Source organism: Streptomyces sp. NPDC002911 (assembly GCF_053591835.1).
The window spans coordinates 50,709-74,133 of the sequence record NZ_JBSFUO010000002.1 but is presented as its reverse complement, the minus strand read 5'-3'; the positions used below and the strand labels follow the sequence as shown (position 1 = coordinate 74,133).

Genomic DNA, 23,425 nt, shown 5'->3' with positions numbered 1-23,425 from the left:
GGGGCCCGGGAGTACCCACCGGTCCCGGCTCGTTCCCTTCCGACTCCGGCCACTTCCGTGACTCGGCGCTTATGGGCACGACCGGTCTGTCACTCTGTCGTAGAACGTCAGCGGCGTTTCGCGAGACTGTCAGGAGCCGCACCGTGGGGCCCATTCCCTTGCAACGGGACGTCGTCCAGCGTCCCGGCACCGTCATCGCCGGTCAGGGCGGCGAGCCGTTTCCGATCGCCCGCACCAGCCTGCCCGGAATCCCGCAGGCCTCGGCCGCGGCCCGCAGATTCGTCCGGGCGGCGCTCGCCGACTGGTCCGGGCTCGGTCTGCCCACCACCGGTGAGTTCGGCGAACGGCTCACCGACGACGCTCTGACCGTGGCCAGCGAACTGGTCACCAACGCGGTCGTGCACGCCGGTACGAACGTCGAGCTGCTGCTTCGGCTGGAGGACTCGGCCGGGCCCGAGCCGGCCGCGCTGGTGCTGGAGATCACCGACCACCACCCCGCCCGCTCGGTGCGCGACGACCGCACCCAGCGGCCCGACCCCGCCGAGTACGGCCGAGGGCTGCAGCTCGTCGCCACCCTCGCCGAATCCTGGGGCATCACCTACCGCACCGGCCTCAAGACCGTCTGGGCCAGACTCCTCGGCGACGACCGTTACGGCCTGCCCGACGCCCCGGGCACCGACGACGGCACCCGCAGACGCGGTCCGCGCGCCGGCGACATGCTCGTCCCCGCAGGCGGGCACGCCGCGCGCGACGACGCCGGCTGGGACGGGCGCGGCGGGCTCTCCTTCCTCGCCGAGGCCTCCGGCCTCCTCGCGGGCCAGCTCGACGAGAACCTGGTGGCCTCGATAGCGGGCCGGCTCCTGGTGCCCCGCCTCGCCGACTGGTGTGCGATATGGCTGGAATGCGAGGGCGGCGGCCCGGCGGCCGCTCCCCGGCTCGCGGGGGTCTGGCACAGCGACGAGGCGCGGACCGAGCTGCTGCGGCCCGCACTGGAGAAGGAGCCACTCCGCCTGCCGGGAAGCGTCGGTACCGGCCCCGTATCCATGCCGTGGCCGGGAGGCGCGACGGCGGAGCGCGGGGAGGGCACAGGCGCCGCGCTCGCCCACCGCATCACCTCGGGCGGACGCACGCTCGGCGCCGTCCTCGTGGGCCGCGAGGGCGCCGACCACATCCCCGACGAGGTCGCCGCCCTCCTCGCGGACTTCGTACGCCGGGTCGGCCTCGCGGTGGGCGCCGCCCGCGCCTACACCCGCCAGGCCACCATCAGCCGCGTCCTCCAGCGCGGCCTGTTGCCCAGCAAGGTCGCCGACATACCTGGCGTCACCAGCGCCCTGGTGTACGAGCCGGGGGACGACGGCGTGGTCGGCGGCGACTTCTACGACCTCTTTCCGTGCCCCGGCGGCCGATGGTGCTTCGTGCTCGGGGACGTCCAGGGCAGCGGTCCCGAAGCCGCCGTCGTCACCGGCCTCGCCCGGCCCTGGCTGCGCCTGCTGTCCCGGGAGGGATTCCGCGTCGGTGAGGTCCTCGACCGGCTCAACCGGCTCCTCCTGGACGACGCCATGGAAGCGGCCGAGGCCGCCGCCCTCATGGTCGCGGCGGCCGGCGGTCAGCAGATCCAGGGCGGCGAACAGATGCAGGACGGCTCCCAGTCCCGCTTCCTCTCCCTGCTGTACGGCGACCTCGTGCCGCTCCCGGACGGCGGTGTGCGCTGCACCGTGGCGAGCGCCGGCCATCCGCTCCCACTGCTGCTGCGCCCCGACGGCTCCGTACGCCCGGCCGCCGAGCCGCAGGTGCTGCTCGGGGTCGTCGAGGATGTGGCGTACGAGAGCCAGAGCTTCGACCTGGCGCCGGGCGACAGCCTCCTCTGTGTCACCGACGGGGTGACCGAGCGGCGCTCGGGGCGGCTGATGTTCGACGACGGCGACGGCCTCGCACGGGTCCTGGCCGGCTGCGCCGGGCTTCCGGCCGCCGGGATAGCAGACCGGATCAAGCGGGCCGTCCATGCCTTCGCCGAGCGCCCGCCCGACGACGACCTGGCCTTGCTCGTGATCCAGGTGGACTGATACGGACCGCAGCTGTGCGGGGCAGCTCCGCCGGCGAGTGACAATGGACGGTATGCCTTCCGTACTGCCCGATGGTGAGCCCGTGCCCGACGACGGGGCGCTGCCCCGCCATGCCCTGGAAGGCGCGGCCGGCCGGCCGCTCGGCTTCTACCTGCACGTGCCGTACTGCGCCACGCGCTGCGGCTACTGCGACTTCAACACCTACACCGCGACCGAGCTGCGCGGTTCCGGCGGCGCCCTGGCGTCCCGGGACAACTACGCGGCCCATCTGACCGAGGAGGTCCGCCAGGCCCGAAAGGTGCTCGGCGACGACCCCCGCCCGGTCCGCACGGTCTTCGTCGGCGGCGGTACACCGACGCTGCTGCCCGCCGCCGACCTCGTCCGGATGCTCGCGGCGATCCGTGAGGAGTTCGGGCTGGCGGAGGACGCCGAGATCACCACGGAGGCCAATCCCGAGTCCGTCGATCCGGCGTATCTCGCGGAGCTGCGGGAAGGCGGCTTCAACCGGATCTCCTTCGGCATGCAGAGCGCCCGGCAGCACGTCCTGAAGATCCTGGACCGCACCCACACTCCCGGCAGGCCCGAGGCCTGTGTCGCCGAGGCCCGTGCGGCCGGCTTCGAGCACGTCAACCTCGACCTGATCTACGGGACCCCCGGCGAGTCCGACGACGACTGGCGGGCCTCCCTCGACGCGGCGATCGGCGCCGGACCCGACCATGTGTCGGCGTATGCGCTGATCGTCGAGGAGGGGACCCAGCTCGCCCGGCGTATCCGCCGCGGTGAGGTTTCGATGACCGACGACGACGTCCACGCCGACCGCTATCTGATCGCCGACGAGGCGATGGCGGCGGCGGGCTTCTCCTGGTACGAGGTGTCGAACTGGTCCCGGACGCCCGAGGGCCGCTGCCTGCACAACGAGCTGTACTGGCGCGGCGCCGACTGGTGGGGCGCCGGACCGGGGGCGCACAGCCACGTCGGCGGGGTGCGCTGGTGGAACGTCAAGCACCCCGGGGCCTACGCGCAGGCCTTGGCCGAGGGCCGTTCGCCCGGCGCGGGACGTGAGGTGCTCGGTGACGAGGACCGTCGGGTCGAGCGCATTCTGCTGGAGCTGCGGCTCGTCGAGGGCTGCCCGCTGACCCTGCTCGCCCCCGCCGGCCTCGCGGCGGCCGGCCGCGCGGTGACGGACGGGCTGCTGGAGCCCGGGCCGTACGGTGAGGGCCGCGCGGTCCTCACCCTGCGGGGCCGGCTGCTGGCCGACGCCGTGGTGCGGAACCTGGTGGACTGAGGCCGTACGGGGCGCCCGCGTACCACGGAGACGCCCTACGCCCACCGGGCAGCCGCGTGGGTGAGGGGAGTCCGGCCACCCGCTGCCCGGCCGCACACGATGCGTCTCTGCGTGCGTCCGGTCCCGGGCCGGTGGCCTCGACGACGTTCACTCTGCCCGAGGCCGGACATCCGCGTGTCGACACCCTCGACCCGGCCCACGAGGTGTGCGCGGGGATCGGGTACCGGGTCCTGGTCAACGGTCCCGGGGCTTCAGCCAGGGAGGGTGACGAAGTCAATCAATTCCTCGACGCGGCCCAGCAGTTGCGGCTCCAGGTCCTTGTACGAGCCAACCTTGGAAAGAATGTGCTGCCAGGCCGCACCGGTGTTCTCCGGCCAGCCCAGCGCACGGCACACGCCCGTCTTCCAGTCCTGGCCGCGCGGCACCACCGGCCACCCGGAAATGCCCACGGACGACGGCTTCACGGCCTCCCAGACATCGATGTACGGATGGCCCACCACCAGCACGTGCGCGTCGGTGACCTGAGCGGCGATCCGGGACTCCTTGGATCCGGGCACCAGATGGTCGACCAGGACACCGAGCCGGGCGTCCGGGCCGGGCATGAACTCCCGCACGATCGCCGGCAGGTCGTCGACGCCCTCCAGATACTCGACCACCACGCCCTCGATGCGCAGGTCGTCGCCCCAGACCCGCTCGACGAGCTCGGCGTCGTGCCGCCCCTCCACATAGATCCGGCTCGCCCTCGCCACGCGTGCCCGCGCCCCGGGTACCGCCACCGAACCGGAGGCCGTACGGGAGGGGCGGGCGGGACCGCCGGCCGACGGGCGTACGAGGGTGACCACCTTGCCCTCCAGCAGGAAGCCGCGCGGCTCCATCGGGAACACCCGGTGCTTACCGAAGCGGTCCTCCAGCGTGACCGTCGGCCCCTGGGCCGTCCTCTCGCACAGGATCACCGCCCCGCAGAAGCCGGTGTGGGCCTCCTCGACGACCAGATCGGGCTCGGCGGGGACCTCGGGAGCGTGGGCGGACTTCTTCCACGGCGGAGTCAGATCCGGCTGGTAGCTGCGCATGGCACGACGATAAACGGCCGCCCTTTCACGACACGCCGAAGCGGGCGGCCAGTTGGTCGCGCTGGGCCCGCACGAAGGCCGCGTCCACCACCGCGCCGTGGCCCGGCACGTACAGCGCGTCCTCGCCGCCCAGCTCCAGCAGCCGGTCCAGCGCGGCCGGCCAGCGCGAGGGGACCGCATCCCGGCCCGCCTGCGGTTCGCCGGACTCCTCGACCAGATCGCCGCAGAGCACCACGACGGGGGAGCCCGGCACGAGTACCACGAGGTCGTGGCCGCTGTGACCGGGGCCCACATTGGCCAGCAGCACCTGGAACCCGCCGCCGAGGTCGAGCGTCCACTCGCCGCTGACCTGATGTCGCGGGGCCACCAGGGCGTCCGTGGCCGCCGTGGCGTCCGCCTCACTCATCCCGTGCCGCAGCGCGTCCGCGCGCAGCTCCTCGGCGCCCCGCCGCAGCAGATCCGCCGTGCCGACCGCCCCGTAGACCTCCGCCCCGGAGAAGGCGGCGGTGCCCAGAACGTGGTCGAAGTGCGGATGGCTCAGTGCGATATGCGTCACCCTCCGGCCCAGCATCGCCTCCGCCTGGGTCCGCAGCTCGACGCCCTCCCGGAGCGTCGAACCGGTGTCGTAGAGCAGCACGCCCTCCGCTCCGGCCACCAGCGCGGCGGTCGCGTCCCAGACGGGAAGGCGCCGCCGCCCCGTACCGTTGCCCAACCGCTCCCAGCCGAGCTCTTCCCAAGAGACGTCCATAGGGCGACGCTATCGGCAACGACCTGCGCAGTCCCGTGACGGCGTGGCCGGCCGCCCTTGCCCCGGGCCCACCCCGCCCCCGTACACTGACCAGGGGGACTGCTGGCACTCGAACGCACAGAGTGCCAGGTAGACACCGGAGAACCACAGCTGGAGGTGTGCGCGGTGCTCAGTGAACGCAGACTCGAAGTGCTGCGCGCCATCGTCCAGGACTACGTCGGCACCGAGGAGCCCGTCGGCTCCAAGGCGCTCACGGAGCGGCACAGGCTCGGGGTCTCCCCGGCGACTGTCCGCAACGACATGGCGGTGCTGGAGGACGAGGGCTTCATCGCCCAGCCGCACACGAGTGCGGGCCGTATTCCGACGGACAAGGGCTACCGTCTCTTTGTCGACAAGCTCGCGGGCGTCAAACCCCTGTCGTCGCCGGAGCGCCGGGCCATTCAGAATTTTCTCGACGGCGCGGTCGACCTCGACGACGTCGTGGGCCGCACGGTCCGGCTGCTCGCGCAGCTGACCAGGCAGGTCGCCGTCGTGCAGTACCCCTCGCTGACCCGGTCGACGGTCCGGCACGTGGAGCTGCTGTCGCTGGCTCCGGCTCGGCTGATGCTGGTACTGATCACGGACACGGGCCGGGTCGAACAGCGTATGATCGATTGCCCTGCACCGTTCGGTGACACGTCACTGGCCGATCTGCGGGCCCGGCTCAACAGCCGGGTCGTCGGACGACGCTTCGCGGACGTCCCCCGGCTGGTGCAGGACCTGCCTGAGGCCTTCGAAAACGAGGACCGGGGAACCGTATCCACGGTGCTCTCCGTTCTTCTCGAAACTCTGGTCGAAGAAACGGAGGAGCGGCTGATCATCGGCGGCACCTCCAATCTCACCCGCTTCGGGCACGATTTCCCTGTGATGATCCGGCCGGTGCTGGAGGCATTGGAGGAGCAGGTCGTGCTGCTGAAGCTGCTCGGTGAGGCAACGGATTCAGGCATGACCGTACGGATCGGGCACGAGAACGCCCATGAGGGCCTCAACTCCACGTCCGTCGTCGCGGTCGGCTACGGTTCGGGCGACGAGGCAGTCGCCAAACTCGGCGTGGTCGGACCGACCCGCATGGACTACCCCGGAACGATGGGAGCGGTACGCGCAGTGGCACGTTACGTCGGACAGATCCTGGCGGATTCGTAAGTGGCCACGGACTACTACGCCGTACTCGGCGTGCGCCGCGACGCATCTCAGGACGAGATCAAGAAGGCATTCCGTCGGCTCGCTCGCGAGCTGCACCCGGATGTCAACCCGGATCCGAAGACCCAGGAGCGGTTCAAGGAGATCAACGCCGCTTACGAGGTGTTGTCGGACCCGCAGAAGAAGCAGGTCTACGACCTCGGCGGTGACCCGCTGTCCGCCTCTGGCGGCGGCGGTGGAGCGGGAGGGTTCGGAGCCGGCGGCTTCGGCAACTTCAGCGACATCATGGACGCGTTCTTCGGCAACGCCGCCCAGCGCGGGCCCCGTTCGCGGACACGGCGCGGCCAGGACGCGATGATCCGGCTGGAGATCGACCTCAACGAGGCGGCCTTCGGTACGACCAAGGACATCCAGGTCGACACGGCGGTCGTCTGTACGACCTGCAGTGGCGAGGGCGCCGCACCCGGCACCTCCGCGCAGACCTGTGACATGTGCCGCGGCCGTGGCGAGGTCTCCCAGGTCACCAGGTCCTTCCTCGGCCAGGTCATGACCTCACGGCCCTGCCCGCAGTGTCAGGGCTTCGGCACGGTCGTCCCGACGCCGTGCCCCGAGTGCGCCGGTGACGGCCGTATCCGCTCGCGGCGCACCCTCACCGTGAAGATCCCCGCCGGTGTCGACAACGGCACCCGGATCCAGCTCGCGGGCGAGGGTGAGGTCGGCCCCGGCGGCGGCCCCGCCGGCGACCTGTACGTCGAGATCCACGAGCTCTCCCACGCCGTGTTCCAACGGCGGGGAGACGACCTGCACTGCACGGTCACCATTCCGATGACGGCCGCTGCGCTCGGTACGCAGGTGCCGCTCGAGACGCTCGACGGTCTGGAGGAGATCGACATCAGGCCGGGCACCCAGTCCGGTCAGTCGGTCCCGCTGCACGGGCGGGGCATCACGCACCTGCGCGGTGGCGGGCGCGGGGACCTGATCGTGCACGTCGAGGTCCTGACCCCGACGAAGATGGACCCCGAACAGGAGCGCCTCCTGCGGGAGCTGTCCAAGCTGCGCGGCGAGGAGCGGCCCACCGGTCAGTTCCAGCCAGGGCAGCAGGGGCTGTTCTCCCGCCTGAAGGACGCCTTCAACGGCCGCTGAGCCGTGTCACCGCACCGTCCGCCGGTCCCGCACCGGCGGGCGGTGCGGTGTGTGCGGCGGCCGGTCCGCTGTATATGCGGCGGCCGGTCCGCTGTATATAGGGCCGATTCGGCACGATCCGCCGGACGTGGCACGATGCCGTCATGTCCTTGGCGCTGACCGATCTCTGCCGGTATCCGATCGTGCAGGCCCCGATGGCGGGTGGTGTCTCCCGCCCGGAGCTGGCCGCAGCCGTCACCGAGGCCGGAGGCATCGGTTTCCTCGCCGCCGGTTACAAGACCGCGGACGGGATGTACAACGAGGTCGAGCAGCTGCGGAGGTTGACCGGCGGGTGCTTCGGCGTCAACCTCTTCATGCCGCAGCCGCTGGTCGCCGACCCCAGTGCGGTCGAGGTCTACCGCCACCAGCTCGCCGGCGAGGGCGCCTGGTACGAGACCCCTCTCGGCGACCCGGACTCCAGCGGCGACGACGGCTACGAGGCCAAGGTCGCGATCCTGCTGGAAGACCCCGTACCCGTGGTGTCCTTCACCTTCGGGTGCCCCACCCGTGAGGTACTCGAGGCGTTCGCCGCCGCCGGCACGCTCACCGTCGTCACGGTCACCTCGCCCCAGGAGGCGCGGAACGCCCAGTGGGCGGGCGCCGCCGCCCTCTGTGTCCAGGGCGGAGAGGCGGGCGGCCATCAGTCCACGCACCGCGACGATCCGCAGGGCGGTCTCAGCGGCACCGGACTGCTCTCCCTGATCGCCGAGGTCCGCGAATCCGTGCGGCTGCCCGTGATCGCGGCCGGCGGGCTGATGCGCGGCTCCCAGATCACCGGCGTCCTCGCGGCCGGGGCCGACGCGGCGCAGCTCGGTACGGCATTCCTGGCCTGCCCCGAGTCGGGGGCGCACCCGCTGCACAAGCAGGCCCTGACCAACCCGCTGTTCGTTACCACGACCCTGACCCGGGCCTTCTCCGGCCGCCCCGCGCGGGGGCTGGTCAACCGGTTCGTCCGGGAGCACGGCCCGTACGCCCCCGCCGCCTACCCGCAGGTGCACCTGCTGACCAGCGGGCTGCGCAGGGCCGCCGCCAAGGCCGGGGACGCGCAGGGTATGGCCCTGTGGGCGGGCCAGGGACACCGCATGGCACGCGAGCTGCCCGCCGGGGAGCTCGTGGGCCTGCTCGCCGCCGAAATGGAAGCCGCACGTGCGGCAGTAAGTGTGAGGAGTGCCCAGTGACGGCACCGGTCTTCGTGGTCGAACGACTGCCCGGTGGGCCGGAGTTCGTCCTGGACGGACCCGAGGGGCGGCACGCCGTGTCCGTGAAGCGGCTGAACCCGGGGGAGGACGTCGTCCTGACCGATGGGCGGGGCCGGTGGGCGGAAGGCGTCGTACGGGCGGCCGAGGGCAAGGACCGGCTCGTCGTCGGCGGTCTGGAGCCGGTGCGCGAGGAGCCGGCGCCCACTCCCTCCATCACCGTCGTCCAGGCGCTGCCCAAGGGCGACCGCGGTGAGCTCGCCGTGGAGACGATGACCGAGACGGGCGTCGACTCGATCGTGCCGTGGCAGGCCGCGCGCTGCATCACGCAGTGGAAGGGCGACCGCGGGCTCAAGTCCCTGGCCAAGTGGCGCAGCACCGCACGTGAGGCGGGGAAGCAGTCGCGCCGGGTCCGTTTCCCCGAGGTGGCGGAGGCCATGACGACCAAACAGGTCGCCGCCCTGCTGGCCGGGGCGGACTTCGCGGGGGTCCTGCACGAGGACCGGGACACCGGCAGCGAACCGCTCGCCACCGCCGAACTCCCCGCCCAAGGCACGATCGTGCTGGTCGTGGGCCCGGAGGGCGGGGTCTCCCCCCAGGAGCTTGCCGCTTTCGCCGAGGCGGGCGCGCCCGCGTACCGGCTCGGCCCCAGTGTACTGCGCACCTCGACCGCGGGGACGGCCGCGGCGGCCCTGCTGATGGGACGCACCGGGCGCTGGAGCTGAGGGCCGGAGACCCCAGGAGCCGTTCCGAGGACCGGGCGAGCGTCCCCCAGCAGGCGCTGTTCCCGGACCGGGCTCGAAACCCATCCTGATGACTGTCGGGGTGTTCACAGGCCCGGGACACGCTGACCGTCCGTCCGCCGGGTACGGCCGGATAGCATGCCGGTGTACCGATCACGCTCACCGAACGACCGAGGAGGCCCGGGCCATGGCGGGAGAACCGCAGACCGACTGCCTGTTCTGCAAGATCGTCACGGGTGACATCCCGGCGACGATCGTCCGCGAGAGCGACACGACCGTCGCCTTCCGCGACATAAACCCCCAGGCTCCGACCCACGTCCTGGTCATTCCCAAGGCGCACTACCCGGACGCCGCCGCCCTCGCCGCCGCCGAACCGCAGACCGCCGCCGCGGTGCTGCGCGAGGCGGGCCTGGTCGCCGCCGACGAGAAGATCGTCGAGGGCGGCTACCGCATCGTCCTCAACACCGGTGCCGGCGCCGGACAGACCGTCTTCCACGCGCACGCCCACGTCCTGGGCGGCCGCGGGATGCAGTGGCCCCCCGGCTAGGGTCACCACCCGTGTCCGTACGAGAACTCGTGGTCCTCGGCACCGCCAGCCAGGTGCCGACACGTCACCGTAACCACAACGGCTACCTGCTGCGCTGGGACGGCGAGGGCATCCTCTTCGACCCGGGCGAGGGGACCCAGCGTCAGATGCTGCGGGCCGGCGTCGCCGCGCACGACATCAACCGGATCTGCGTCACGCACTTCCACGGCGACCACTCCCTCGGCCTGGCCGGAGTGATTCAGCGGATCAACCTGGACCAGGTCCCGCACCCCGTCACCGCCCACTTCCCGGCGAGCGGACAGCGCTTCTTCGACCGGCTGCGGTACGCGACCGCCTACCGCGAGTCGGTCCGGCTGACCGAGGCCCCGGTCGCCGCCGACGGCGCCCTCGCGACCACTGACGCGTACACCCTCGACAGCCACCGGCTCTCGCACCCCGTCGATTCCTACGGCTACCGCCTCACCGAGCCCGACCGGCTGCGCATGCTGCCCGCGAAGCTCGCCGAGCACGGCATCGGCGGGCCCGACGTTGGACGGATCCAGCGGGAGGGGGCCCTGCGCGGCGTCCCTCTGGAAGAGGTCTCCGAGCCCCGCCGCGGACAGCGCTTCGCGTTCGTCATGGACACCCGGCTGTGCGACGGGGCGTTCGCCCTCGCCGAGGGATGCGACATGCTGGTCATCGAGTCGACGTTCCTCGACGAGGACAGCCGGCTCGCCGCCGACCACGGCCACCTCACCGCCGGACAGGCGGCCCGGGTGGCGAAGGAGTCGGGCGTACGGCACCTCGTGCTGACGCACTTCTCCCAGCGCTACACCGACCCCGACGCCTTCGAGCGCCAGGCCAGGGCGGCCGGCTTCGAAGGTGAACTGACCATCGCCCAGGACCTGATCACGGTCCCGGTGCCCACCCGCCACACGTGACGAGAACCCCGTGCACCTCCCCAAAGCCGAACTCCACCTCCACATCGAAGGGACCCTCGAACCCGAGCTGGCCTTCGCCCTCGCCGCACGCAACGGCGTGGACCTGCCCTACGCGGACACCGAAGAGCTGCGTACCGCCTACCTCTTCGACGACCTGCAGAGCTTCCTCGACCTCTACTACGCCCTCATGGCGGTGCTGCGCACCGAGGAGGACTTCGCCGAGCTGATCGACGCCTACCTCGCCCGCGCCGCCGCCCAGGGCGTCCGGCACGCGGAGATCTTCTTCGACCCGCAGGCCCACACCGGCCGTGGCGTCCCGATCGGCACCGTGATCGAGGGGCTCGGCAGGGCGCTGGATCGCAGCGAGGAGACGCACGGCGTCTCCACCCAGCTGATCATGTGCTTCCTGCGCGACAAGTCCGCCGAGTCGGCGCTGGAGACCCTGGAAGCCGCCAGGCCCTATCTGCACCGCATCAGCGGCGTGGGCCTCGACTCGGCGGAGGTCGGCCACCCGCCCGCGAAGTTCCGCGAGGTGTACGCGGCGGCCACGGCCCTCGGCCTGCGCAAGGTGGCCCACGCGGGCGAGGAGGGCCCGCCGGAGTACATCCGGGAGGCCCTGGACGTCCTCGGCGTCGAACGGATCGACCACGGCCTGCGCTGCATGGAGGACCCGGAGCTGGTGGACCGGCTGGTCTCCGAGCGGATCCCGCTGACGCTCTGTCCGCTCTCGAACGTACGGCTGCGCGCCATCGACGTCCTGGAGCGGCACCCGCTGCGGTCCATGATGGACGCGGGCCTGCTCTGCACGGTGAACTCCGACGACCCGGCCTACTTCGGCGGATACGTCGGAGACACCTTCCACGCCGTGCACGAGGCGCTCGGCCTGGGCCGTGAGCAGCTGCGCACTTTGGCCCGCAACTCCTTCGAAGCGGCCTTCCTCGACCACGACGAGGAGCGCAGGGCGCGCTACCTCTCCGAGGTCGAGGCGTACGCGTTCGACTGACCGGCCCCGCCGGCCGTCCGGAACGCGCTCCGCACCGGACGCCTGCGCCGCAGCGCGGGCATGCTGATCTCCGCGACCGCCTGCTCCGGCGCACCCAGCTTGGGTACCGCGCCGGACAGGCTGTTGGTCGTGGCGGCGAGGAGCGCGGCCGGGGCACCGCCCCTGCGCCGGACGGAACCGGGCACCAGCGGGCGTCCTCCGGTGTGCAGCGCCACCGCGGTGACGGGGGCCGCGACCAGGAGGGTGGCGGCCCCCAGGACCAGGCCCATCACCGCGTAGCCCGCCTGCTCGGACAGCACACTGCCGAGGAGGGGGCCGCAGGCCGTACCGACGGATGAGGCCGAACCCGCGAGAACCGCCCAGCGGCCGCGCACGTCCAGCGAGGCCGCCAGCCCGATCAGATACGACAGGACCACCGGGTAGAAGGTGTTCCACACGATCTCACCGGTCGCGAACGACCCCAGGTCGTCGGCCGAGGAGCTGAGCACGATGCTCCCCGCGATGATCATCGTGCCGAGACCGATCGGCACCGCCCGCCCGAGCCGGGCTCCCAGCACGCCGGCACCCATGACGCCCAGCAGTCCCGCGCCCAGAGCGGCGGCGAACACGGCTCCGACGGTCACCTCGGAGAGGCCGACCTGGTCGGCACCGATGCGGCTGCTCACGCCCCACAGGGCGTTCTGCGCCATGGACCAGACGAGCATCCCGCCGGCCAGCACGAGCCCTGACCGCCGGTGCGGCAGCCGTCCCTGCACCGGCGACGTCCCGCCGACGGGCGTGGAGCCGCCCAGCCGGGCGGTGGCGGGCCAGACGAGCAGGGCGACCAGCGCGATGGCCGCGAACGGCAGCCGGTGGCCGCCGCCCAGGTGGGGGACCGTCAGATAGAGGGCCCCGGCCGTCGCGGAGACGCTGAGCAGCCCGAGCGACGAGGTCCGGTGCGGATCGTGCTGCGCCGCGATGCCGGACGCCGCGACGGCGGTCGCCGTACCGGAGCCGAAACCACCGACCACGACGCCCAGGATCACCAGCGGCACCGAGGTGGTCAGCGCCGCGCAGCCGTAGCCGAGCACGGCGAGCAGCAGCCCCGCACGTGCCGGTCTCCGCGACCCGTATCTCTCGACACGTTCTGCCAGCGCGAAGCCGGCCGTGGCCGAGCTGAGCAGGAGGGCGCTGCCGACCAGACCGGCCTGGGCCGAGCTCAGCCCCAGATAGGTGCTGAGGCGGCCGACGATCGTGGGGAGCAGATAGGCGGCGAGGTAACCGGCGGTGAACACGGCCACCAGAGGCCACGCGGCGCGAGTGCGCGAGGACATGGGCGTTTCCTGAAGACATGCCGGAGGAGGCAGAAGGAGGCAGGGGAGGGTAAGGCAGGGGAGCGGGAAGCGGGGGAACGCGGGAGAAGCGGCACTCGTCGTCGACTGTCCCGATCGGTGCTCGCGGGGCAATTTGTATCAAGCGCGCCCAGCCGACGGACAGTCAGCTCGATGTGATCTAGATCACATGTAGGTTTATGGGTCCTGGGGCCGGGTAGCAGCGCACGTTTACGCAGGTGAGGGTGAGTGCGCGCGGTACGGCGCGGGCCCTCCGGATACGGCGATGAATCCGGCACACTGGCCGGATCACGCACTGTTCAGATGAGCCACGGCCGGGGAGCGCACGGTGAGCACAGCCAATCAAGGCATCGACCCGCTGCTCGGGCTGCGCGCACCGCAGGACCCGGCCTGTGATGTCTTCCTGACGGGCACGGTCTTCCTGGACATCATCTTCACGGGCCTGGACAGCGCACCGGTGCGCGGGACGGAGTCGTGGGCCCAGGGGATGGGCTCCAGCCCCGGTGGCGTCGCCAACATGGCCACCGCGCTGGCCCGGCTCGGCCTGCACACCTCGCTGGCCGCGGCCTTCGGCGACGACCACTACGGCGAGTACTGCTGGGACGCACTCGAACAGGGCGAGGGCATCGACCTGTCCATGTCGCGTACGGTCCCCGGCTGGCACTCGCCCGTCACCGTCTCCATGGCGTACGAGGGCGAGCGCACGATGGTCTCGCACGGTCATGAGGCCCCGGCCCCCACCGCTTCCGCAGTGCCCGGACGCACGCTCCCGTACTGCCCGCCGCGCGCCCGCGCCGCCGTCGCCTCGCTGACTCCGGGCCGCAGCGAGCCCTGGGTGGCCGGGGCCGCCCGGGACGGCGCGATGGTCTTCGCCGACGTCGGCTGGGACGAGACGGGCCGCTGGGACCTGGATGCCCTGCCCGACCTGGGGCACTGCCTGGCCTTCCTGCCCAACGCCGAGGAGGCCATGCGCTACACCCGCACCGACTGCCCGCGCGCCGCCGCCCACGCCCTGGCGGAACGGGTGCCCCTCGCCGTGGTCACCCTGGGGGCGGAGGGTGCCTACGCGGTGGACCGGGAGGCCGGGACGGCCGCCGAGGTGCCCGCCATCGAGGCGGAGGCCCTGGACCCCACCGGAGCGGGCGACGTCTTCGTCGCCGGGTTCGTCACCGGGACGCTGGCCGGCTGGCCGCTCGCGGACCGAATCGCCTTCGCCGGCCTGACGGCGGCCCTGTCGGTGCAGGAGTTCGGCGGATCACTGTCCGCCCCCGGATGGGCGGAGATCGCCGGCTGGTGGCACCAGGTGCGCACCTGCGCCGGCCAGGACCCGGCGGCGCTGGAGCGCTACGCCTTCCTGGAGGAGCTTCTGCCCGCCGCGAGCAGGTCATGGCCCCTGCGCCGCGCCGTCCCGACCATCGGCTTCCGCCAGTGAAGGGCTGATGATCACCAGGTAAAACCTCTCGGCGTTGTCGGTACGGAGTCGTAGGCTGGTACTCCAGAGGCGGTCGAGCAGCGACGGCCCTGCAACGGGAGGTATGTGCAGGCCCGAGGGCCGGCCCATGACTCAGTCACCTACACAGCCGCAGGCGCGTGCCCAGATCAGCATTCCGGCCGCACACCCCATGGTGATGCTCCTGGGGTCGGGCGATTCGCTGCTGCGCGTGATCGAAACGGCGTTCCCGGCCGTCGATATCCATGTCCGGGGCAACGAGATAAGCGCGACTGGAAGCGCGGCCGACGTCGCCCTGATCCAGCGCCTTTTCGACGAGATGGTGCTGGTGCTCCGCACCGGTCTGCCAATGACGGAGGACGCTGTGGAACGCTCGATCGCCATGCTCAGGGCGAGCGGGAACGGCACCGGGGACGGCGCCGAGACCCCCGCGGAGGTGCTCACCCAGAACATCCTCTCCAGCCGCGGCCGCACCATCCGCCCCAAGACGCTCAACCAGAAGCGGTACGTCGACGCGATCGACAAGCACACCATCGTCTTCGGTATCGGCCCCGCAGGCACCGGCAAGACCTATCTCGCCATGGCCAAGGCGGTCCAGGCCCTGCAGTCCAAGCAGGTCAGCCGGATCATCCTCACCAGGCCCGCCGTCGAGGCGGGGGAGCGGCTCGGCTTCCTGCCCGGCACACTCTTCGACAAGATCGACCCGTATCTGCGCCCGCTCTACGACGCCCTGCACGACATGCTCGACCCGGACTCGATCCCCCGGCTGATGGCCGCGGGAACGATCGAGGTCGCGCCGCTGGCGTACATGCGTGGACGTACGTTGAACGACGCCTTCATCATCCTGGACGAGGCGCAGAACACCAGCGCCGAGCAGATGAAGATGTTCCTCACCCGCCTCGGCTTCGACTCGAAGATCGTCGTCACCGGTGACGTCACGCAGGTGGACCTGCCGACCGGCACCAAGAGCGGTCTCCGCCAGGTCCAGGAGATCCTTCAGGACGTGGATGACGTGCACTTCTCCCGGCTCACCTCCCAGGATGTCGTCCGGCACAAGCTCGTCGGCCGTATCGTCGACGCGTACGAGGAGTACGACAACGGCAAGGCCCCGACCGGCCGCAACGGGAAGTAGTCGCAGCGCACCATGTCGATCGACGTCAACAACGAGTCCGGAACCGAGGTCGACGAGCAGGCGATCCTCGACATCGCCCGCTACGCGCTCGCCCGGATGCGGATCCACCCGCTGTCCGAACTCTCGGTGATCGTGGTGGACACCGCCGCCATGGAGCAGCTCCACATCCAGTGGATGGACCTCCCGGGCCCGACGGATGTCATGTCCTTCCCGATGGACGAGCTCCGTCCCCCGGCCAAGGACGACGAGGAGCCCCCGCAGGGGCTCCTCGGTGACATCGTGCTCTGCCCGGAGGTCGCGAAGAAGCAGGGCGAGGACGCCGAGACACAGCACTCCATGGACGAGGAGCTCCAGCTCCTCACCGTCCACGGGGTGCTGCACCTTCTCGGCTACGACCACGAGGAGCCGGACGAGAAGGTCGAGATGTTCGGCCTCCAGGCGGCCATCGTCGACGGCTGGCGCGGTGAGCGCGGACTGACCGGTCCGTCCCCCGCCCCCACCGTCTCGTGAGCGTGCCCCTCATCTCCGGCGCCGTCCTGCTGATCGTCGTCGGCTGGCTCGCGGCCTGTGCCGAGGCCGGGATCGCGCGTACGTCGAGCTTCCGCGCGGCCGAGGCCGTGCGGGCAGGACGCCGGGGCGGCGCCAAGCTGGAACAGGTCGCCGCCGACCCCACCCGCTATCTCAACGTGGCGCTGCTCGTCCGGGTCGCCTGCGAGATGTCGGCCGGCGTGCTCGTCACGTACGCCTGCCTCAAGGAGATTTCCGAGACCTGGGAGGCCCTGGCCGTCGCCATGGGCGTGATGGTCCTCGTCAGCTACGTCGCGATCGGGGTCTCGCCGCGCACCATCGGCCGCCAGCACCCGCTGAACACCGCCACGGCCGCGGCGTACGTCCTGCTGCCGCTGGCCAGGATCATGGGGCCGATCCCGCAGCTGCTGATCCTCCTGGGCAACGCGCTGACCCCGGGCAAGGGTTTCCGCAAGGGCCCCTTCGCCAGCGAGGCCGAACTGCGCGCGATGGTCGACCTCGCCGAGCAGGAGTCGCTCATCGAGGACGAGGAGCGCCGTATGGTGCACTCGGTCTTCGAGCTCGGCGACACCCTCGTGCGCGAGGTCATGGTGCCCCGCACCGACCTGGTCTGCATCGAGCGGTACAAGACGGTCCGTCAGGCACTGACCCTCGCGCTGCGCTCCGGCTTCTCACGTGTCCCGGTCACCGGGGAGAACGAGGACGACATCGTCGGCATCGTCTACCTCAAGGACCTGGTCCGCAAGACGCACATCAACCGGGACGCGGAGGCGGACCTGGTCTCCACGGCGATGCGCCCCGCCGCGTTCGTCCCCGACACGAAGAACGCCGGCGACCTGCTGCGCGAGATGCAGCAGGACCGCAATCACGTCGCCGTCGTCATCGACGAGTACGGCGGCACGGCCGGCATCGTCACCATCGAGGACATCCTCGAGGAGATCGTCGGCGAGATCACCGACGAGTACGACCGCGAGCTTCCGCCGGTCCAGGAGCTGGAGAACGGCTGCTTCCGGGTGACCGCCCGGCTCGACATCGGCGACCTCGGTGAGCTGTTCGGCCTCGACGCCTACGACGACGAGGACGTGGAGACGGTCGGCGGTCTGCTGGCGAAGGCACTCGGGCGGGTCCCGATCTCCGGAGCCTCCTCGATCGTCGACCTCCCCGACGGGCGCAAGCTCCGCCTCACCGCGGAGTCCCCGGCGGGCCGCAGGAACAAGATCGTCACGGTGCTGGTGGAACCGGAGGGAATGGAAACGGCATGACTCCCCAGGAGCTGCGCACCTTCTGTCTGGAGTTCAACGCGAGCACGGAGGAGTTCCCCTTCGGGCCCGAGGCCTCGGTATTCAAGGTCCTGGGGAAGGTGTTCGCCATCGGTGTGCTCGACGCGCGGCCTCTGCAGGTCAGCCTCAAATGTGATCCGGATGAGGCGTTGCGGCTCCGCAAGGAGCACGCCGCGATCGTCCCCGGCTGGCACCTGAACAAGCGTCACTGGAACACCGTGACGGTCTCCGAGCTCCCGGACCGGATGGTCCGGGAGCTCGTGGAGGACAGCTACGACCTGGTGGTGGCCGGGCTCCCCAAGGCGGAACGGCTGCGCCTCGACCGCCCGTAGGACCCGCACCTTCGGCGCGAGGGCGAACACGGCGGCCCCGCGCCCCGGCGACGCCGGCCCCCTTCGTATGCTCGGCACATGACCGACAGCACCGACCTCGGTACCGAGGACCGCAAGATCGTCACGCTGGCGCGCAGCGTCCGCGCCCGCAACGGAGTGCCGGAGGGTGCGGCGGTACGGGACGAGACGGGACGTACGTACGCCGCCGGCACCGTGACCCTGGAGTCGCTGAAGCTCAGCGCGCTGCAGACCGCGGTCGCGATGGCGGTGGCCAGCGGCGCCACATCCCTGGAGGCGGCCGCCGTCGTCTCCGAGGCCGTGAGCGCCTCGGACGCCGACCGCGCCGCCGTCCGTGACCTGGGCGGGCCTGACACACCCGTGCTGCTCGCGGGGCCCGACGGGACGCTCCGGTCCACGGTCGCCGCGGGCTGATCCGGGGGCGGCCACGGCCTGCTGTGCAACGCCGCTGCCCGCATCGGGGAGAATGGGCGCCATGAGCGCTCGACCGAACACAGAAGCTGCTGCGCAGCAGGCTGAGAACACCGCCCCCCACCGGGCCGGCTTCGCCTGCTTCGTGGGCCGCCCCAACGCGGGAAAGTCCACCCTCACGAACGCTCTGGTCGGTCAGAAGGTGGCGATCACCTCCAACCGCCCCCAGACCACCAGGCACACGGTGCGGGGCATCGTGCACCGCGACGACGCCCAGCTGATCCTGGTGGACACTCCCGGCCTCCACAAGCCGCGCACGCTGCTCGGTGAGCGGCTGAACGACGTCGTGCGGACCACCTGGGCCGAGGTCGACGTCATCGGCTTCTGTCTGCCCGCCGACCAGAAGCTCGGCCCGGGCGACAAGTACATCATCAAGGAACTCGCCGGGATCAAAAAGACCCCGAAGATCGCGATCATCACCAAGACCGACCTGGTCGACTCCAAGGCGCTCGCCGAGCAGCTTCTGGCTGTCTCCCGCCTCGGCGAGGAACTCGGCTTCGAGTGGGCGGAGATCATCCCGGTCTCGGCCGTCAAGGACCAGCAGGTGGGTCTGCTCGCCGACCTGATCGCCCCGCTGCTGCCCGAGAGCCCCCCGCTCTACCCGGAGGGCGACCTCACCGACGAGCCCGAGATGGTCATGGTCGCGGAGCTGATCCGCGAGGCCGCACTCGAGGGCGTACGCGACGAGCTGCCGCACTCCATCGCGGTCGTCGTCGAGGAAATGCTGCCGCGCGAGGACCGTCCGGCGGACAAGCCGCTGCTGGACATCCACGCGAACGTCTACATCGAGCGGCCCAGCCAGAAGGGCATCATCATCGGCCCGAAGGGGAAGCGGCTCAAGGACGTCGGCACGAAGTCGCGCAAGCACATCGAGGCGCTGCTGGGCACGCCGGTCTTCCTGGACCTGCACGTGAAGGTCGCCAAGGACTGGCAGCGCGACCCGAAGCAGCTGCGCAAGCTGGGGTTCTGAGGCCGGGCCCGGACGGCGGCCGGAGGCGGGCGCAGCCGTGCGAAGCCGCTGAGGCCCCTGGGGCCGAGGGGTGCGAGTGTGGCGTGGGGAAGTGGTTCCCGAAGCAGCTGCGCAAGCTGGGGTTCTGAGGCCGGGCCCGGACCGGCGGCCGGAGGCGGGCGCAGCCGTGCGAAGCCGCTGAGGCCCCTGGGGCCGAGGGGCGCGAGTGTGGCGTGGGGAAGTGGTTCCCGAAGCAGCTGCGCAAGCTGGGGTTCTGAGGCCGGTCTCCCGGGCCCAGTGATCGCCCGACCGGCGGGGAGGGCCTACGCGCCCTCTTTGAGGACCCGGGAGATCAGCGTCCGCTGTGTCTCGGTCAGACGGGGGTCCGCGCACTCGACCGTCCGGTCGCCCACCGTGATCCGGTAGCGGAAGCCGTCCGGCACCACCGCGTGCGAGCCGCCCCGGCCGGCGGTGAGCGCCGCCTCGGCCAGGGCCTCCCACTCCGCGGCGTCGGGCCGCCCCGAGGTCTCGACCTCGCCATGCCGTGCGATGCCGGCGAACCCGCCGGTCCGGCTCACCTGAATGCGCATGCGTACTGGCTCCTGCCTGACCCCGCCCGGACGGACTCGCGTTCATCTACCCGGTCAGCGGGTCGGCACGCCCACCTCCGACCATGCCTTGAGCACCGCCTCGGCCTCGTCGCCCTCACCGAACCTGTGCTGTGCCGCCGCGACGGTGAGTTTGGCGAAGTCCGTGAAGGACGCGTCCTGGGTCAGCTCACCACTCGTCAGCACGTCGACCCAGATCCGGCCGGGCCGCTCCCAGGCGTTACCGCCGAGGGCCGTGGCCAGCAGGTAGAAGGCGCGGTTGGGGATGCCGGAGTTGATGTGGACCCCGCCGTCGTCCTCGTCCGTCTCGACGTAGTCGTCCATCGATGCGGGCTGCGGGTCCTTGCCGAGCACATCGTCGTCGTACGCCGTGCCAGGGGCCTTCATCGAGCGCAGCGCGACGCCGCTGACCCGGGGGGCGAGCAGCCCCGCGCCGATCAGCCAGTCGCCCTGGTCGGCGCTCTGGCCCAGCGAGTACTGCTTGACCAGGGAGCCGAAGACGTCCGACACGGACTCGTTGAGCGCGCCCGACTGGCCCTCGTACGTCAGGTTGGCCGTGTACTGGGTGAGGCCGTGCGCCAGTTCGTGGGCGATCACGTCGATGGCGACGGTGAAGTCGAGGAAGATCTCGCCGTCACCGTCACCGAAGACCATCTGCTCGCCGTCGAAGAACGCGTTGTTGTACTTCTCGTCGTAGTGCACGGAGCCGATGAGAGGCAGTCCCTTGCCGTCGATCGAGCTGCGACCGTACTCCGTGAGCAGCAGGTCGAAGGTGGCGCCGAGTCCCGCGTACGCGCGGTTGACACTGGCGTCCTGGGTGGCTTCGTCGCCCTCGTCACGGACCTTGACGCCCGGCAGATCCGTGCCGTGCCGGCAGTCGTACAGGGTGCGGTGGGGCTTGGTGGGGACCGGGGCGGAGGTGCGGGCGGTCGTCGGGGTCCGGGCCAGCGCGGTCACCCGCCGATGGTGGCGCCGGGCACCGTCGGACTCCAGGGTGCGCCGTGCGGGGTCGGCCAGGCGTGGGTCGTCGGCCTGGGACAGTTTGTCGAGGACGTGGGGCGGCACGATGGTGCAGAAGACGGGCTGGAACCCGTTGTTCGGTCGAGGCTGCATGCAAATGACTGTGGCACTCCGTCATCGCGCTGTCACTGAATGCGTTCGTTATTGACGAAATAGAGTGATGTATCACCGTTCCGCCTTCGCCAGGGCCTGATCCCGCATACTGATACGGGCCGACGCACCAGGCGCCCCTCGGTTAGTGTTGCCGAATCATGCGTTTCGGGCTGCTCCTTCTTAGCTGCCGCGGCGAGGGCCTGTAGTCGTAGGCCGGCTCCCTCCCCGCGGAGTTCGCTGTTGCAGCGACACAGTCGGCCGCCCCTGCTGGACCTCAGAGGAGCCGTACGCCATGACTGCCGTGAATCACGCCGAGAACACCCCTTCCCCCGTCGGTGGCCCCACCCCGGTGACCAACGCGAAGCAGCTGCAGAAGCCGTCCGGGATGCCCGTCCACAAATACCGCGGTTACGAGGCCGTGGACATCTCGGACCGCACGTGGCCGGACAACCGCATCACCCGGGCGCCCCGCTGGCTGTCCACCGACCTGCGCGACGGCAACCAGGCCCTGATCGACCCCATGTCGCCGGCCCGTAAGCGCGAGATGTTCGACCTGCTCGTACGCATGGGCTACAAGGAGATCGAGGTCGGCTTCCCGTCCTCCGGCGATACCGACTTCGCGTTCGTACGCTCCATCATCGAAGAGGGCGCGATCCCCGAGGACGTGACGATCTCCGTCCTGACGCAGGCCCGCGAGGAACTGATCGAGCGGACTGTCGAATCACTGGTCGGTGCCCACCGCGCCACCGTCCACCTGTACAACGCCACCGCCCCCACCTTCCGCCGCGTGGTCTTCCGCGGATCGAAGGAAGAGGTCAAGCAGATCGCGGTGGACGGCACCCGCCTGGTCATGGAGTACGCGGACAAGATCCTGGGTGACGAGACGGTCTTCGGCTACCAGTACAGCCCGGAGATCTTCACGGACACCGAGCTGGACTTCGCCCTGGAGGTGTGCGAGGCCGTCTGCGACGTCTGGCAGCCGGAGGAGGGCCGCGAGATCATCCTCAACCTGCCCGCCACCGTGGAGCGCTCGACGCCGTCCACGCACGCGGACCGGTTCGAGTGGATGTCGCGCAACCTGTCCCGCCGTGACCACGTCTGCCTGTCGGTCCACCCGCACAACGACCGCGGCACGGCCGTCGCCGCCGCCGAGCTGGCGATCATGGCCGGCGCGGACCGTATCGAGGGCTGCCTGTTCGGCCAGGGGGAGCGCACCGGCAACGTCGACCTGGTCACCCTGGGCATGAACCTCTTCTCGCAGGGCGTCGACCCGCAGATCGACTTCTCGCAGATCGACGAGATCCGCCGCACCAGCGAGTACTGCAACCAGATGGAGGTCCACCCGCGCCACCCCTACGCGGGGGACCTGGTCTACACCGCCTTCTCCGGCTCCCACCAGGACGCCATCAAGAAGGGCTTCGACGCCATGGAGGCCGACGCCGCCGCCCAGGGGAAGACCGTCGACGAGATCGAGTGGGCGGTACCGTACCTGCCGATCGACCCGAAGGACGTCGGCCGCTCCTACGAGGCCGTCATCCGGGTCAACTCGCAGTCCGGCAAGGGCGGAATCGCCTATGTCCTGAAGAACGACCACAAGCTGGACCTGCCGCGCCGGATGCAGATCGAGTTCTCCCGGATCATTCAGGCCAAGACCGATGCCGAGGGCGGTGAAGTCACGCCCACCCAGATCTGGTCGACCTTCCGGGACGAGTACCTGCCGAGCCCGGAGAACGCCTGGGGGCGCGTCCAGATCCGTTCCGGTCAGACGACGACCGGTTCCGACGGGCAGGACACGATCACCGTCGAGGCCACCGTCGACGGCACGGACACGGTGCTGACCGGCACGGGCAACGGCCCGATCTCCGCGTTCTTCCAAGCGCTGCAGGCCATCGGCATCGACGCCCGCCTGCTGGACTACACCGAGCACACGATGAGCGAGGGCGCGAGCGCGCAGGCCGCCTCCTACATCGAGTGCGCGATCGACGGAAAGGTGCTGTGGGGCATCGGTATCGACGCCAACACCACGCGCGCCTCGCTCAAGGCGGTCGTCTCCGCGGTCAACCGCGCGACCCGCTGACACCATCGGAAGGCATTCCGGGCAAACATCCGATACGACGCAGAACCGCCCGGACCGAGAGCCCCGTCCGCCCGTCGAGGGTGGGCGGGGTTCGGCCATATCCCGGGGTTGTGACGTCCGAGATGCTGACGTCACATCACACATGTGGCTAACATCACGTGCAACGCGGCAATGTCGCCGTGGCGTTACGGAGGTGTGCG

At 70.8% G+C, this 23,425-nt stretch carries 22 protein-coding genes; 17 read left to right on the top strand and 5 right to left on the bottom strand.

The annotated features are described in order from the left end of the window. Nucleotides 1-143 precede the first annotated feature (143 nt). On the top strand, nt 144-2,063 hold the full coding sequence (locus ACWD04_RS03305) for a SpoIIE family protein phosphatase (protein ID WP_451127581.1): 1,920 nt from the start codon (nt 144-146) through the stop codon (nt 2,061-2,063). Between the two features lie 52 nt (nt 2,064-2,115). Continuing rightward, complete coding sequence (gene hemW / locus ACWD04_RS03300; protein ID WP_451127579.1) at nt 2,116-3,348, top strand: radical SAM family heme chaperone HemW; 1,233 nt, start codon at nt 2,116-2,118, stop codon at nt 3,346-3,348. A gap of 251 nt (nt 3,349-3,599) precedes the next feature. Here hemW and ACWD04_RS03295 read toward each other — a convergent pair whose 3' ends face one another. Next, a complete protein-coding gene (locus ACWD04_RS03295) occupies nt 3,600-4,418 on the bottom strand; it encodes a DUF3097 domain-containing protein (protein ID WP_451127577.1) in 819 nt (272 codons plus the stop codon). A gap of 25 nt (nt 4,419-4,443) precedes the next feature. Next, nucleotides 4,444-5,166, bottom strand: a complete 723-nt coding sequence (locus ACWD04_RS03290; RefSeq protein WP_451127575.1) for an MBL fold metallo-hydrolase — start codon at nt 5,164-5,166, stop codon at nt 4,444-4,446. 165 nt (nt 5,167-5,331) lie between these two features. On the opposite strand from ACWD04_RS03290, the gene hrcA reads away from it, so the two are divergent. The 7 genes from hrcA to ACWD04_RS03255 all read left to right on the top strand — a co-directional run bounded on the left by hrcA (nt 5,332) and on the right by ACWD04_RS03255 (nt 11,936). Further along, nucleotides 5,332-6,348 (top strand): heat-inducible transcriptional repressor HrcA, encoded by a 1,017-nt coding sequence (hrcA, locus tag ACWD04_RS03285; protein WP_451127573.1) that lies wholly within the window; start codon nt 5,332-5,334, stop codon nt 6,346-6,348. Next, a complete protein-coding gene (gene dnaJ / locus ACWD04_RS03280) occupies nt 6,349-7,488 on the top strand; it encodes a molecular chaperone DnaJ (RefSeq protein WP_451127571.1) in 1,140 nt (379 codons plus the stop codon). Nucleotides 7,489-7,631: 143 nt separating this feature from the next. After that, complete coding sequence (locus tag ACWD04_RS03275) at nt 7,632-8,705, top strand: nitronate monooxygenase (protein ID WP_451127569.1); 1,074 nt, start codon at nt 7,632-7,634, stop codon at nt 8,703-8,705. Then, nucleotides 8,702-9,448, top strand: coding sequence for a 16S rRNA (uracil(1498)-N(3))-methyltransferase (locus ACWD04_RS03270; protein ID WP_451127567.1), 747 nt, complete (start codon nt 8,702-8,704; stop codon nt 9,446-9,448). Before ACWD04_RS03275 ends, ACWD04_RS03270 begins: the two co-directional genes overlap by 4 nt. Before the next feature lie 205 nt (nt 9,449-9,653). Next, entirely contained in the window at nt 9,654-10,013 is a 360-nt protein-coding gene (locus ACWD04_RS03265) for a histidine triad nucleotide-binding protein (protein ID WP_451127565.1), read from the top strand. A gap of 11 nt (nt 10,014-10,024) precedes the next feature. After that, on the top strand, nt 10,025-10,933 hold the full coding sequence (locus ACWD04_RS03260) for a ribonuclease Z (protein ID WP_451127563.1): 909 nt from the start codon (nt 10,025-10,027) through the stop codon (nt 10,931-10,933). A 10-nt stretch (nt 10,934-10,943) separates the two neighbouring features. Beyond that, entirely contained in the window at nt 10,944-11,936 is a 993-nt protein-coding gene (locus ACWD04_RS03255) for an adenosine deaminase (protein WP_451127561.1), read from the top strand. Here the strand turns inward: ACWD04_RS03255 and ACWD04_RS03250 are convergent. Continuing rightward, nucleotides 11,900-13,249, bottom strand: a complete 1,350-nt coding sequence (locus ACWD04_RS03250; protein ID WP_451127559.1) for an MFS transporter — start codon at nt 13,247-13,249, stop codon at nt 11,900-11,902. The genes ACWD04_RS03255 and ACWD04_RS03250 overlap by 37 nt on opposite strands. Nucleotides 13,250-13,595: 346 nt before the next feature. On the opposite strand from ACWD04_RS03250, the gene ACWD04_RS03245 reads away from it, so the two are divergent. From ACWD04_RS03245 to era, 7 genes are all read left to right on the top strand, one after another. Continuing rightward, on the top strand, nt 13,596-14,699 hold the full coding sequence (locus tag ACWD04_RS03245) for a carbohydrate kinase family protein (protein ID WP_451127557.1): 1,104 nt from the start codon (nt 13,596-13,598) through the stop codon (nt 14,697-14,699). Nucleotides 14,700-14,826: 127 nt separating this feature from the next. Continuing rightward, nucleotides 14,827-15,849, top strand: coding sequence for a PhoH family protein (locus ACWD04_RS03240; protein WP_451127555.1), 1,023 nt, complete (start codon nt 14,827-14,829; stop codon nt 15,847-15,849). Nucleotides 15,850-15,861: 12 nt separating this feature from the next. Continuing rightward, entirely contained in the window at nt 15,862-16,359 is a 498-nt protein-coding gene (ybeY, locus tag ACWD04_RS03235) for an rRNA maturation RNase YbeY (protein ID WP_451127553.1), read from the top strand. After that, nucleotides 16,356-17,639, top strand: a complete 1,284-nt coding sequence (locus ACWD04_RS03230; RefSeq protein ID WP_451127551.1) for a hemolysin family protein — start codon at nt 16,356-16,358, stop codon at nt 17,637-17,639. Before ybeY ends, ACWD04_RS03230 begins: the two co-directional genes overlap by 4 nt. Beyond that, a complete protein-coding gene (locus tag ACWD04_RS03225; RefSeq protein ID WP_451127549.1) occupies nt 17,636-17,989 on the top strand; it encodes an MmcQ/YjbR family DNA-binding protein in 354 nt (117 codons plus the stop codon). Before ACWD04_RS03230 ends, ACWD04_RS03225 begins: the two co-directional genes overlap by 4 nt. A gap of 78 nt (nt 17,990-18,067) precedes the next feature. Continuing rightward, nucleotides 18,068-18,421 carry a cytidine deaminase gene (locus ACWD04_RS03220; RefSeq protein ID WP_451127547.1) on the top strand — a complete coding sequence of 118 codons (354 nt, stop codon included), beginning with the start codon at nt 18,068-18,070 and terminating at the stop codon, nt 18,419-18,421. A gap of 52 nt (nt 18,422-18,473) precedes the next feature. Next, nucleotides 18,474-19,448, top strand: a complete 975-nt coding sequence (gene era, locus ACWD04_RS03215; RefSeq protein WP_451127545.1) for a GTPase Era — start codon at nt 18,474-18,476, stop codon at nt 19,446-19,448. Nucleotides 19,449-19,750: 302 nt separating this feature from the next. Here era and ACWD04_RS03210 read toward each other — a convergent pair whose 3' ends face one another. Next, nucleotides 19,751-20,017, bottom strand: a complete 267-nt coding sequence (locus ACWD04_RS03210) for a protealysin inhibitor emfourin (protein ID WP_451127543.1) — start codon at nt 20,015-20,017, stop codon at nt 19,751-19,753. Between the two features lie 54 nt (nt 20,018-20,071). Beyond that, the gene (locus ACWD04_RS03205) at nt 20,072-21,148 is read right to left on the bottom strand and encodes a M4 family metallopeptidase (protein ID WP_451127541.1); all 1,077 of its coding nucleotides are present in this window, start codon (nt 21,146-21,148) and stop codon (nt 20,072-20,074) included. Between the two features lie 292 nt (nt 21,149-21,440). On the opposite strand from ACWD04_RS03205, the gene leuA reads away from it, so the two are divergent. After that, nucleotides 21,441-23,225, top strand: coding sequence for a 2-isopropylmalate synthase (leuA, locus tag ACWD04_RS03200; protein WP_451127538.1), 1,785 nt, complete (start codon nt 21,441-21,443; stop codon nt 23,223-23,225). The last annotated feature ends 200 nt before the right edge of the window (nt 23,226-23,425 follow it).